Source organism: Enterocloster alcoholdehydrogenati, from assembly GCF_013282095.1.
Classification (GTDB): Bacteria; Bacillota; Clostridia; order Lachnospirales; family Lachnospiraceae; genus Enterocloster; species Enterocloster alcoholdehydrogenati.
Genome location: NZ_BLTJ01000006.1, coordinates 1 through 11,921, shown reverse-complemented (window position 1 = coordinate 11,921; position 11,921 = coordinate 1). Strand labels below are relative to the sequence as shown.

Genomic DNA, 11,921 nt, shown 5'->3' with positions numbered 1-11,921 from the left:
TACGTTAATCTTACTACGTAACCTGTGTTTTTACTATGTCTTTTTTTTGAATTTTTCTTTAAAATCTATGAAAATATAATTAAAATTCAGCTGTACTCAAACTCCTCCTCCCTTTCTTTTCTTCTCCTTCTCCTGGACATGGCCAGGAGAAAAATTCCCAAAATCAGGCCGAAAAAACCTGCTGCAATCGTGATCACCACACCGGTCTGAACCCACCTTGAATATCGATCCGGCAGGGGAGAGGGCCTTTCGTTCTCTCCTGTTTCCTCTTGTATATCCGGCACTGTGTCCTCTCCTGCTGATTCCCGCGCCGTCTCATAAATGGCAGAAACCTCATAAGAAACGGGTTCCTCTGCCTGTACCTGACCGCTGTATACTGCCTCATAATCCCGCAGGCGTCTCTCCCCGCCCGCCAACGCAAGACGGCAGACCTGTCCCTCCTCATCCATAAAGCTCTCTCCATCCCAGTCTATAGACGTAATACGGTAGTCCTCCGGCGACAGTCCCATTTCCCCTAAAAGCCGCTCCTGTTCCTCAAGAACCGATGCCAGGGCATTTTCCCCGGAAACTGTGATTTCTCCCAGTTCGTAGGCATCTGCCCCATAGGAGTAAAATGTCACGGGAACCCTAAAATCATCCCTCCACTCTTCTTTCAGGATCCGGCTTTCCTTCATATATAAACGGCCTGACAGCTGTGTTCCGTCCTCATTCTCACGGCTGTCTATGTAAGGCGGCAAGGTCTCCGCTCCTTCTACCGCCTGATACAGGGCCGTCTTTTCCAGGGTGCAGCTTTTTGTAAGCCCCGGTACCTCCCGCACCTCCCAGTCTGCCAGACGGTACTCCGTTCCATTCTCGTCTGTATAGGACAATTCCGGCTGCTTTAAGGCTGCCAGTTCCTCTTCTTTCAGACTTTGCTTTAAAATGACTTTTCCGGCTGCCCCTGTATTTGAATCCAGCCCATTCCCTTCCGCCGACAGGACAGACATTTCAGGCACCATCTGCTCTGCCTGGACCTTATCCGGCTTTGCCCCCGCCATACCTGCCGTCAATACAGCCGCCATGCCTGCCAGCCTCAGAAACCGCCGTATTCCTCTTTTTTCCTTCATTGTATTCCCCCATTTCTTTCCTTTTAGCCTGCAGTAAGCCTGATATCTGCAAAATGATACAGCTTTCCCCTATTCAACTGCCAATGTACAATGATTTTGCACCTGTTTTCCCGCTGTCATAAACAGCCGCATGATTTTTTCATTTTCAATATAAATCCTGGTGTGGGAGCCCTTGAAATATTAAGAAATGAATTTATCGGATGTGTGAACCCCTGAAGCCCTTAGAAAAAAATCCGGGCGGATGGAATTCCGCCCGGTAAGCATATTATAAATGTCCCTTTTAAAAATTGCAAGTTTTTCAGCGAAATTGGCTGTATTTGTGCCCCGGCTGGATCCCTCCACGATAGGAAGCCAGCTCGCTGACCGTTACCAGCTGATACCCTCGTGCTGTAAGTTCTGGAATCAGCACCTCCGCAGCAGCGGCCGTGGGCTCATAAATATCGTGCATCAGGATAATGTCGCCGTCCTTCACCTGGCCCAGCACAATGTCAATGGTCTTTTGCGTGTTGCGGTGCTGCCAGTCTCTTGTATCAATGGACCACATGATCGCCGGCATTCCCATTGAGCCTAACACAGAAAGGGAAGCCGCATCCACATAACCGCCCGGAGGACGCATCAGCACCGGAGAGACGCCGCAGACGGATGCAATTTTCTGATTGGTGGAGCCGACCTGACTGCGGATGCCGTCTGCCCCGATCTTCGTGATATACCTGTGATTATACGTGTGGTTCGCTACCTCACAGCCCTGCTCTGTCATTCGGCGAACCACTCCGGCATTTGCCTCCACATTGGAGCCCACCATAAAAAACGTGGCGCGTCCGCCATTCTGCTGCAGACTGTCAAGAATACGGCTGGTGACCGCTGTCCTGGGGCCATCATCAAAGGTAAGCGCGATCATGGGCCTGGAAGGATCCACTGCGGCAGTCACCCAAGGCGCCGCAGGCGCTTGCGCTCCCTTTGCCGTAATGGATGCGCAGATCCCGTCTACCCGCAGGCCTTCTCCCTCTGTACCGGCCGTTTCCCCGTTCATGGCCCAGGAAGTCCAGGAACCATTCTGATAAACGGTGTAGTACAGGTCATACGATGAGGCTGAAGAACCGTAAAGCTCCATGCGTATAGCCTCCAGAGGGGCTTCGGCGGAAGCATTTCCCGTCTCCGCTCCATCCTCTGCCGGATCCAGCCATCCAGAGCCGCTTAAATTGACCTGATAGCGGATTCCTACCTGAGCGTCTGCAGGAATATTGATCAAATTAGCCCGCATAGCCGTAACCCAGCCGCCGGCATTGGCCCTAAGGGCCTCATTATCTGCCGTCACGGCACTCCAGCCGCGTCCAGGGATACAGGCGCTGTAGTTGACCTGAAGGGGGGCGGATGAATCCGTTCCCGCAGAACTGCCGGACTGCTGTCCATGATCTCCGCCTTCTGCGGCACCGGACTGACTTGCAGATGCATCCATTCCCGTCTGCCCGTCCGACTTCTGATCCACGGATTCCGGGCTCATCTCCCCTGCGCCGGGACCGCCCGTCTCTGTCTTTGCAGATCCAATCCCCGTTGTTCCCGCATACGCAGTCACTGCCTGTATTCCCAGCAGGATTCCCGCCGCTGCCACAGCTGCCAGAAACCTGCCTTTCTTTCTAAAACAGCCCATTCTATCATTCTCCTTAATTATAAATTACCCTCGCTTTCTGCCAAACACCGTCCGGCAGAGCATAATATATTCTTTATAATACAGATGTTCCTGAAGTTCCTCTAAGGCATCCGCGATCCCCCAGTAATACCAGGAATGTTTCGCCTTGTCCTTTTCATTAAACCGCTGCCAGATCGCATCCCCCAGTACCAGATAATCCTTGGAGGTACACCGCATATTGCTGAGTTTGTCCCCAAGGGCCAGAATCTTTACCTCCCGTGAGGCACATTTCAGATGACGGATCGTAGCGCTTTTTCTCTCCTGCCAGCTCTTTGTTTTGTCCTCCGACTCATTTGCCACCAGCTGCGCCACTCTGGGGCCAAAACGCGCCTCCAGTTCCTCCTTCGTCACTCCCGCATCCTCGATCACATCATGCAGAAGAGCCGCGGCAATCATTTCCGGATCATCTGTAAAACCGGAAACAATAACAGCTGTCTCCATAGGATGCGTAATATACGGAATCTCTGTCCCTTTCCTGAATACTCCCTGATGCGCCTTTGCTGCAAATGATGCTGCTTCCTCTATCATATTCCTGCCCCTTTTCTCATGGGATCCCTGGGGATCATTGCATCTTCTCCCGGCCTTCTTTTGTTTCCTGAGCCATTTCGGAAAGATGTGTGTATCATCTTCATCATATCACATCCCGCCACCGTTTTCATCCCCTTTTTGCGCCCGTTTCTTACAACACTCTTACAAGACTATTTTTTCCTTGTAAGTAAGGAGGATTTCTGCTATGCTATAGTGGTATTTTTCATAAAACCGTAACCATTCAAGGCAGCGCAGATCAAGGGTCATAAGAAATCTGTCCCTACCATAAACGGGTCTTACTATCAGCAGCCAGGAGAACGCACGGTTGTACCGTGTTCCAACCGCTTTCCCGGTTAAAAGAACGCTCTTTCCTGAATTGTTACAGGAATTTTAAAGGAGGATAGGACAATGGATCGTCATTCATCCTATACAGCGCCCCGCAGCGGCCGTATGCCGGCCTCCGGCAGTACACGGCGCAGTCCAAAACGCGGCAACAGCGGCCGTCCCGGAAATGAAAATCGTTTCCTTCACAATTTTTTATGCTACATACTGCCCTTTATTGTCTTTAACGTTATTTTATATTTTCTGGTGACTTCTTCCCCCAGAATCGAGATGACCATAGGCGACACCTCCGATTACAAAACCGTAGATGTCTCCTTCAAGGTAAAATCTCTGCTCCCTATCCGCAAGCTCACCACCACTCTGGAATCTCAGGACATTGAATTTCAGAAGGAAAACGGCGTTTATCACGCAACTCTGACCAACAACGGTGCACTGGAGGTTTACGCTGAAAGCTGGAATGGTATGCCCGCCCAGCACAATGAACACATTGCCGTACTGGATGATACTGCGCCCTCCATCGATGAGGACAGCGTCGTCATGGAGGACGGAAAACTGGAGCTGATGGCAGAGGACAACGTATCCGGCATCAATTATGATTCCGTTTATGCTACCGACGATTCCGGCAAAAAGATCACCCCGCTCAGTTATGACAAGGAAACCGGCCGCATAACCTTTGAATTGGAAAAAGGTTCTCTCACAGTCTATCTGGAGGACATGGCAGGCAACGCAAATCAGGCTGAGTTTTCCCTGAACAGTTCCGGCATCGACACCAACGGCCGCAGCAGCGACTTTCCGGAAGACGGCACCAACGGAACCAATGGCAGCAGCACTGAGAAAGAGGATGAAAAAGACAGCACTTCCTCTTCCTCTAAGACGGATAAGGATTCCAAGAGTACGGAAACGACAAAGTCCTCTAAAACCTCTAAGAGTACGGAAGCGGATAAATCCACCAAAGCTTCCAAATCCACCGAGGCTGCAAAATCCACCAAAGCCTCTAAGAGTACAGAGACAACAAAATCCACTAAGGCCTCCAAAAGTACAGAGGCTGCAAAATCCACCAAAGCTGCTGAGTCGACCAAGTCCACTAAAGCTGCCGAGAGCACAGAAGCAGCCAAATCCACTAAGGCCTCAAACAGTACAGAATCCACAAAGGCGGCAGATTCTACAAAAGCCTCTGAGACCTCCAAAGCCGCACAGTCAACCACAGCAGCCGAGACTGCTCCTGTGATTGAGCCGTTGAACTAAGTATATGAGATGATAGGAACAAGGCAGCCAGTCTCCTTTGCGGGAGGCTGACTGCCTGATCTTTTCGTGTGGTTTTCTCATATTCAACTGTATTTTACAGCGCTGAAATACAGGGCGTGCCAACCTCAAAAGAGTGTGTGAAGAAAAGTCTGTAATTAAGATCTTCTATGATAATGATTGGGGCTGAAGGCTCGTTCCGGAGTTTTCAGCCCTCACTTTATATATAACAGCACTATCAGTGTATGTCAAGGGCAGGCGGAAAGTCCGCCTGTCTTACAGGAACCTTATGGGTTATTCTGGTAGCCGTCCCTCGTACATGATGCTCACCCATAAACCTGCCCCCAGTTACGGATCGGCATCGTCCACTTTTTCGTGGCCTCAAAGGTGGATAGATACAGGGCTTTCAGCAATGCAGTATCGCTTGGGAATACAGTCCTCTGGCGGTTCAGCTTCCGGTAAGTGGCATTCAGACTCTCAATGGCATTGATGGTATAAATGACTTTGCGTACCTCGGCTGAAAACTTGAAGATAGGAGAAATAGCGTCCCAGTTTTGCCTCCAGCTTTTCATGGAGTTCGGATACTTCTCACTCCATTTTTCTGTGACACGCTCTAAGGCTTCCAGAGCACTTTCTTCCGTAGGAGCCTGATAAATGGTCTTTAAATCTGTCGCAAATGGCTTGCGGTCTTTGTCTGCCACATATTTTAGGGTATTGCGTACCTGATGGACGATGCGGCGCTGATACTCTGTCTTTGGAAAAGCTGCTTAAATGGCTTCCTTGATACCGCTAAGTCCATCGGCACAAATGATGAGGATATCCTTTACTCCTCTGTTTTTCAGTCCGTTTAAGACAGACAGCCAGTATTTTGAACTTTCATTTTCTCCTACCTGGATCGTCAGGACTTCTTTCTGGCCATCCTGGTTGATGCCTAAGATAACATAAGCTGCTAGTTTCCGAATGACTCCGTTGTCCCGAACGGAATAGTGAATCGCATCTATATAGAGGACTGGATAAACCTCTGCAAGCGGCCTGTTCTGCCAGTCTTCGATCTGAGGCATGAGTTTATCTGTCACATCAGAAATAAAGCCTTCTGAAGCTTCAAAGCCATAGATATCCTCTAAGGTATCTGATATCTGGCGGGTGGTCATCCCTTTTGCATACATGGAGATAATCTTCTGATCAATATCAGAAATGTCCTTTTGGCGCTTTTTAACCACTTGAGGTTCAAAGGTGGATTTGCGGTCTTGTGGCACCTGGATCTCCATGCTACCGTAGCTGCCTGTTGACCCTCTTAGGTTTATAGCCATTGCGATAGTCATCGCTGTCAGAGCGTTCTGATTTGGAGTAACCTAAGTGTTCATCCATTTCAGCTTCCATCATTTCCTTGATGGTACGCCCAGCAGGTCTTTGAGCGCATCCTGGATGTCCTGGGCAGACTCAATGTCATACTCCCGCTGGAACATTTGGATGATATTTCCTTTTCCTTTCGTCATTTGTACTTTATGTACGGGTTTGTTTTCCCTTTCCATAATAAAAGGCCTCCTATGATTTATTATTTTATCATAGAAGACCTTCTAAGTCTTTATTTACAGAAAAACTTTCATAGAATCCTAAAATGCAAACTGATATTGTCAATATTAGTTTGCATTTTCCTCAAGGATATCACTGACTATGCCGCCATCTCCAAAGCCTCATAATACTGCCTGCGTTTTATCATAGGAGGAAGGCCGCCATTGGCTGAGCAGATCCTCCGGTTATTCCAGTAACTGAGGAAGTATCTCCAGATGAGCACCTTTAAATCCTCTACTGTCATCTGCTTTATGTCATAGCGGTCATAGAGAAGCTCCGTCTTCATTCTAGCCCACATACTTTCACACCGTGCATTATCATGGCAGCGTCATCCGGCACTGTTCATGCTTTGATGGATGTGGTTCTCCCGGATGGCCTGACGGTAGGTCTCGCTGGTATACTGCGTTCCACGGTCACTGTGGATGACTGCACCTTCCAGTGCGGGATAAGCAGTCAAAGCATTTTCCAGTGTATGGACACACAGATCTGCTTTCATATTTGTTTCCATTGCCAGTCCAAGGACGCTAAGATCAAAGCAGTCGAAAATCGCAGATACATACAGTTTTCCATTGGACGCCGGGATCTCCGTGATGTCTGTAATACATTTTTCCAATGGGGCATTTGCATGGAAATCCCGTTTCAGCAGATCCTCCGATTTCATGGATTCCCGATCTGCTTTTGTGATCCCATTCGGCTTTCTCTTTGGTCGATGGCTCAGACCCATCCGGTTCATAACCCGGTATACGGTCCGCTCACTGGGAATACGGACTCCCTCTGGCTGTTTCAGCAGCAGTGCCTGATACATACGGCTCCGTCCATAAGTATCGTTACATTCATCCTCGCTGATGATTTCTTTCATAGCATCCGTCAGCTCCTGATATCTCCATGGACGGTCTTTGTCCACAAGATATTTATAGAAGCCTTGTCGGCTGATACCAAGCATCCGGCAATAAAATGAAATTTTTCCGGTAATCCTGCCGTCTTCTGTTTTCAATGCCAGAAACATCATTCTCTGGTTTTTGCTGACTTCCGACGGCTGGCGGCGAAAAAAGCGCTGGCTTCCTCCAAAAATTCGTTTTCCTCCTTCAGACGTCGGATTTCTTTGTCCTGATCCTTAACCCGCTTACGCAGCATGGTAATTTCTTCTGAAAGACTCATTGCACTGGCAGGGGTATGGGAACCTTCCCCGATATCCAGTTTACCGTTTCTTACGGCTTTTAACCATGTGTGGATGGTTCCTTCAGGGATTCCTAATTCTTTCGCAGCCTTAGCACCACCGATTTCTTTGGCAAGTTTTACTGCTTGTACTTTGTATTCCTGGTCATATTTACGTGCCACTTTGAATACCTCCTTGTTCTCTTGATTTTATTATGAGATCCTTGAGAACAAGCTGTCTACTTTTTTATACCACATCAGGATGTTCCAAGATTTAATATTCCATATATGTATTATTATCTAGATGACTTACCATTGTTAGATTACTTAAAAAATAATCTTGTTCCGGATGGAGAAATAATAACACATTGCTTTGATGACATAGAGAGTAATCATATCTGTGTTAGTTAAGATAAAAAGTATATGAATATGAAAGCACTCAATTAGAGAGTGCTTTTATTTGTTTTTGCATAAAAAAGACTCAAAAGAGAAAGACGATATTCACAATTACAGAAAAAATATTTTCTTTTATATACAATGTTATATAAATATGATAGAATAAAATGTACATTTTTATGAGGAATTGCAAATAAGTAAAGGTGGAAGTATACAATGCAGATTACATATAAGAAACTGTGGAAATTGTTAATTGACCGTGATATGAGTAAACAACAGCTTAAAGAAGTAGCAGGGATAAGCTCTGCATCAATAGCAAAACTTGGTAAGGGTGAGAATATTACCACTGATGTTTTACTAAAAATATGTGATGCGTTGGATTGCCAAATTGAAGATATTTTAGAGACTGTAAAAAATTCAGAAGATGAGAAATAACGAGGAGGAACGATTATGGCATTAAATAAGAATATTAAATTATTTAGCGGAAGAACTGTTAATACAAAGGCTTCGGAAGAATATGTTCATGTTATTTTTTCATATCCTGACAGCAATACAAAATGGGATGGTTGGGTACCTGTTCAGTATAGAAGAACTGGTGTAGCAATTGTTGATGGAGATACAGAGGCATTAGAGAATCATTTAAATAGTGTATATGAACAGATTAATCCTGTGAATTATCCTGAGTGGAAAAAGGAGCAGGATAAGTTGTGGAGCTCTTCTCGTTCTGTTGAGACAAAAGACATTTTTTATGTTTTGAATGATGGAAAATGGCATTGCAGAAATTGTGATATATCTAATCCAAACTTTGCTAGAAGAATTCAGGATTTAAAGGAGATGGGATATACTATTGCAACCCATGTGAATTATAAATGTCCTGTTTGTGGTAATTCGAGAAGCACAAACTTGCAATTACTACCTATTAAAAGAGTAGAATTAGCTGGAAATGGGTATGAAACATGGTCTCCTGCTTTAAGAAAGAGAATAATTAAAGTTCTTGGTGGTGTGGATGTATATGAAGACACTTCAGCAACACATTGTTTACCGGATCATAAATTTTCTGAAATTCGTTGGGACGATGATACAAAAGCAGAGAATCCGGACACTATGACTGATATGGAAATCAAGGCAAAATTTCAGCTTTTAAGTAATCAAAGAAATCAGCAAAAACGAGAAGTATGTAGAAATTGTTTTCAGACAGGAAAAAGAGGAACTATTTTTGGTATTCCATATTTTTATGAAGGCGGTCCTGAATGGGATGAAAATATTCCTAAAAAGGGAAAAGAGGCAGAAAAAGGTTGCATAGGATGCCCTTGGTATGATATTGAAACATGGCGAAAGAAAGTAATAAATAAATTACAGGAAGAGGAATAATATGCCAGATACAAATTTAAATGATGGAATAAGAATTATTTCTGAAGAATCAATTGGTCATTCCAAAGCTGCTGAAGAATATATTGAGGTTCTGTTTCCATTTGATGATGCAACATGGATTTTATTTATTCCTATTGTATATAGAAGAAATGGTTTGTTCTTAGAATATCCTGGTAAGAATGCTATTGATTTGGAAGAAAACCGTCTTAAGAGAAATCGCTTGTATGACTACTTGAATAGGGTTTCGGAATGCATTCCTAAAACAACAGAGGAATTAAAAACTTGGGTGCAAGAAAATCATGAGTGGTGGAATGCCGAACACAGTAATGCAGGAGAAACAAAACGTTTTTTTGATGGGCTATTAGATAACACAGGTAAATGGATGTGTTGTCATTGTTTAAGTCCAGATAATGGTAATCCACAAAGAAGAATACAACAGATAAAAGATTTTGGGTATACCCTTGCTACAAAAACAAAGTACCGTTGTGAGGCTTGTAATAGAAATAGAACACATTTGATGATGTTGCCTATAGAAAGAAATGGGGTAGGTAATGGATATGAACAGTGGAGTGACTGTTTAAGAAAACGAATTATTCAAGTATTAGGCGGGGTTGATGTATGTGACAATAAAAGAAATGCACATTTATTGCCAGATCACAAATTTCCGGAGATTCGTTGGGATCAAGATACTATCGGACATAATCCAGATGATATGTCGGAGGATGACATTCGAGAGAAATTTCAGCTTATGACAAATCAGCATAACGAAGAAAAAAGAGAAGTTTGTAGAAAATGCCGACTTACTGGTAAAAGGCCTTATCCGTTCGGGATAAAGTATTACTACGAAGGTTCAGAAGATTGGGTGGGAGAACCACAAGGTAAAATTGCAGAAAACGGTTGCAAAGGTTGTTGTTGGTATGATTTTGCATTGTGGAGAGATAGCATAAATAAAGAATTAAATAAAGGATAATAGTACTTGATATATGAGTATATATTAGCTAACATACGATATACTACAATTGAAAAAGAGTAATACAATGTTTATAAAAAATGTTGGAAGTATTTGCTCTGGAATAGAAGCTGCGTCAGTCGCATGGGAGCCTTTAGGATTAATGTTTGATTGGTTTTCTGAAATTGCAGACTTTCCATCAAGAGTGTTGGAGAAGAAATATCCCAACACACCTAATTTAGGGGATATGAGTGAAATTCCAGATAAAATACAAAAGAAAGAAATAACTGCACCGGACATGATTTGTGGAGGAACACCTTGCCAAGCATTTTCATTAGCCGGTTGGCAAAATGGATTAAATGATGACCGAGGAAACTTGACTCTTAAATTTGTTGATATAATTGAGGCTAATGATAAAGTTAGACTCGAAAATGGGAAAGACAGAACAGTTCTTTTTTGGGAGAATGTTGAAGGGGTTCTTAAAGATAAAACTAATGCTTTTGGGTGTTTAATCTCTTCTTTAGCAGGATTTAGCGATGTTATAGAAGGAAAAAAATGGCCAAATGCAGGAATTGTACACGGACCAAAAAGAAATGTTGCCTGGAGAGTTTTAGATGCAAAATTCTTTGGATTACCACAACAAAGAAAAAGATTATATGTAATGGCAGGTGGAAAGGATTTTTACCCAGAAAATATATTGTTCGAGAAGCATGAACATACTTTGGAAGAGTATCCCTCAGCTCCTCTTGTTTTTGAGAAAGACGGTCATAAATTTGAGGTCTTTAGAGAATATACGGATTGTTTATACTCAGCTTATGGAACAAAATGGAATGGAAATGCTGCCGCTTATAATGGGTCATTGTTTGTGGTTCAAGACGATAGAATAAGAAGATTATCAGCACTAGAAACAGAAAGATTGATGGGATTCCCAGATAAATATACTGATTTGAAAGGTGCGAGAAAAACAAATAGATATCAGGCAACAGGAAATTCTTGGGCAGTTCCAGTTGTTGAGTGGATTGGAAAAAGATTATTGGCATATGAAAAAGATGAATTTAAATTAGGAAATGGGAATCTTTTGTTAGCCAAAAGACGTACAGACATTCCAAATGAAGGATTTTATATTGACTTTGGAAAGGATATTATAGAAGTTAATTCAGAGTTGACTTTGAATTGTACAACAGTTCCAGAAGAAAGCAAATTCTCTGATATGAGATCAATTGTTTCACCTGATGCACCGGAAGATATATATATATCACCAGTAGGTTGCTACGGGATAATTAGAAGAAAACAAGAGAGAAACTTAAAAATTAATGCAAGATTGGAAGAAGTTTTATTATCAATTTCAGCACAGATGTCTCCTGAGGAAATTGAAAAGCGTTCAAGAGTACAAAAAAGAGGTAGATTTAGTGAGCCTGAACAAGATAATATATAACAATCAATTAAGAGAATGTGAAACTTTTTCTGTAAAATTAACTACGATAAGGTCCTTCTATGATAAAATAAATATCATTAGGAGGGCTTTTTACTATGGCAAGACAAAAGAAACCGGTTCACAGAGTTGAAATGACAG

Annotated in this window: 9 protein-coding genes and 2 pseudogenes; 5 read left to right on the top strand and 6 right to left on the bottom strand. The window is 43.7% G+C overall.

Annotated elements, in window-relative coordinates; genetic code table 11:
• Positions 1–86: 86 nt before the first annotated feature.
• From HW447_RS08060 to HW447_RS08050, 3 genes are all read right to left on the bottom strand, one after another.
• A complete protein-coding gene (locus tag HW447_RS08060; protein ID WP_176254807.1) occupies positions 87–1,106 on the bottom strand; it encodes a hypothetical protein in 1,020 nt (339 codons plus the stop codon).
• A 298-nt stretch (positions 1,107–1,404) separates the two neighbouring features.
• Complete coding sequence (locus HW447_RS08055) at positions 1,405–2,754, bottom strand: polysaccharide deacetylase family protein (RefSeq protein ID WP_176254806.1); 1,350 nt, start codon at positions 2,752–2,754, stop codon at positions 1,405–1,407.
• 24 nt (positions 2,755–2,778) lie between these two features.
• Entirely contained in the window at positions 2,779–3,321 is a 543-nt protein-coding gene (locus HW447_RS08050) for an HD domain-containing protein (RefSeq protein WP_176254805.1), read from the bottom strand.
• Between the two features lie 408 nt (positions 3,322–3,729).
• Here HW447_RS08050 and HW447_RS08045 point away from each other — a divergent pair, with 408 nt between their 5' ends.
• On the top strand, positions 3,730–4,908 hold the full coding sequence (locus HW447_RS08045; RefSeq protein ID WP_176254804.1) for a hypothetical protein: 1,179 nt from the start codon (positions 3,730–3,732) through the stop codon (positions 4,906–4,908).
• A gap of 291 nt (positions 4,909–5,199) precedes the next feature.
• On the opposite strand, the pseudogene HW447_RS08040 reads toward HW447_RS08045, so the two are convergent.
• From HW447_RS08040 to HW447_RS08030, 3 genes and pseudogenes are all read right to left on the bottom strand, one after another.
• Positions 5,200–6,437 (bottom strand): annotated as a pseudogene (locus HW447_RS08040) (IS256 family transposase).
• Positions 6,438–6,577: 140 nt separating this feature from the next.
• Positions 6,578–7,486 (bottom strand): annotated as a pseudogene (locus tag HW447_RS08035) (IS3 family transposase).
• Positions 7,483–7,815 carry a transposase gene (locus HW447_RS08030; protein WP_176254803.1) on the bottom strand — a complete coding sequence of 111 codons (333 nt, stop codon included), beginning with the start codon at positions 7,813–7,815 and terminating at the stop codon, positions 7,483–7,485. Before HW447_RS08030 ends, HW447_RS08035 begins: the two are co-directional and overlap by 4 nt.
• Positions 7,816–8,244: 429 nt before the next feature.
• On the opposite strand from HW447_RS08030, the gene HW447_RS08025 reads away from it, so the two are divergent.
• From HW447_RS08025 to HW447_RS08010, 4 genes are all read left to right on the top strand, one after another.
• Positions 8,245–8,463 carry a helix-turn-helix domain-containing protein gene (locus HW447_RS08025; RefSeq protein ID WP_176254802.1) on the top strand — a complete coding sequence of 73 codons (219 nt, stop codon included), beginning with the start codon at positions 8,245–8,247 and terminating at the stop codon, positions 8,461–8,463.
• Between the two features lie 15 nt (positions 8,464–8,478).
• A complete protein-coding gene (locus HW447_RS08020; RefSeq protein ID WP_176254801.1) occupies positions 8,479–9,399 on the top strand; it encodes a restriction endonuclease in 921 nt (306 codons plus the stop codon).
• A 1-nt stretch (position 9,400) separates the two neighbouring features.
• Positions 9,401–10,369: a restriction endonuclease gene (locus tag HW447_RS08015; protein ID WP_176254800.1), complete on the top strand. Its 969-nt coding sequence runs from the start codon at positions 9,401–9,403 to the stop codon at positions 10,367–10,369.
• 67 nt (positions 10,370–10,436) lie between these two features.
• On the top strand, positions 10,437–11,783 hold the full coding sequence (locus tag HW447_RS08010) for a DNA cytosine methyltransferase (RefSeq protein ID WP_176254799.1): 1,347 nt from the start codon (positions 10,437–10,439) through the stop codon (positions 11,781–11,783).
• Positions 11,784–11,921: the final 138 nt, after the last annotated feature.

What these genes read in the sequence shown, in the direction of transcription:
- HW447_RS08060 (WP_176254807.1), bottom strand. Translation starts at nt 1,106, where the DNA reads ATGAAGGAAAAAAGAGGAATACGGCGGTTTCTGAGGCTGGCAGGCATG.
- HW447_RS08055 (WP_176254806.1), bottom strand. Translation starts at nt 2,754, where the DNA reads ATGGGCTGTTTTAGAAAGAAAGGCAGGTTTCTGGCAGCTGTGGCAGCG.
- HW447_RS08050 (WP_176254805.1), bottom strand. Translation starts at nt 3,321, where the DNA reads ATGATAGAGGAAGCAGCATCATTTGCAGCAAAGGCGCATCAGGGAGTA.
- HW447_RS08045 (WP_176254804.1), top strand. Translation starts at nt 3,730, where the DNA reads ATGGATCGTCATTCATCCTATACAGCGCCCCGCAGCGGCCGTATGCCG.
- HW447_RS08025 (WP_176254802.1), top strand. Translation starts at nt 8,245, where the DNA reads ATGCAGATTACATATAAGAAACTGTGGAAATTGTTAATTGACCGTGAT.
- HW447_RS08020 (WP_176254801.1), top strand. Translation starts at nt 8,479, where the DNA reads ATGGCATTAAATAAGAATATTAAATTATTTAGCGGAAGAACTGTTAAT.
- HW447_RS08015 (WP_176254800.1), top strand. Translation starts at nt 9,401, where the DNA reads ATGCCAGATACAAATTTAAATGATGGAATAAGAATTATTTCTGAAGAA.
- HW447_RS08010 (WP_176254799.1), top strand. Translation starts at nt 10,437, where the DNA reads ATGTTTATAAAAAATGTTGGAAGTATTTGCTCTGGAATAGAAGCTGCG.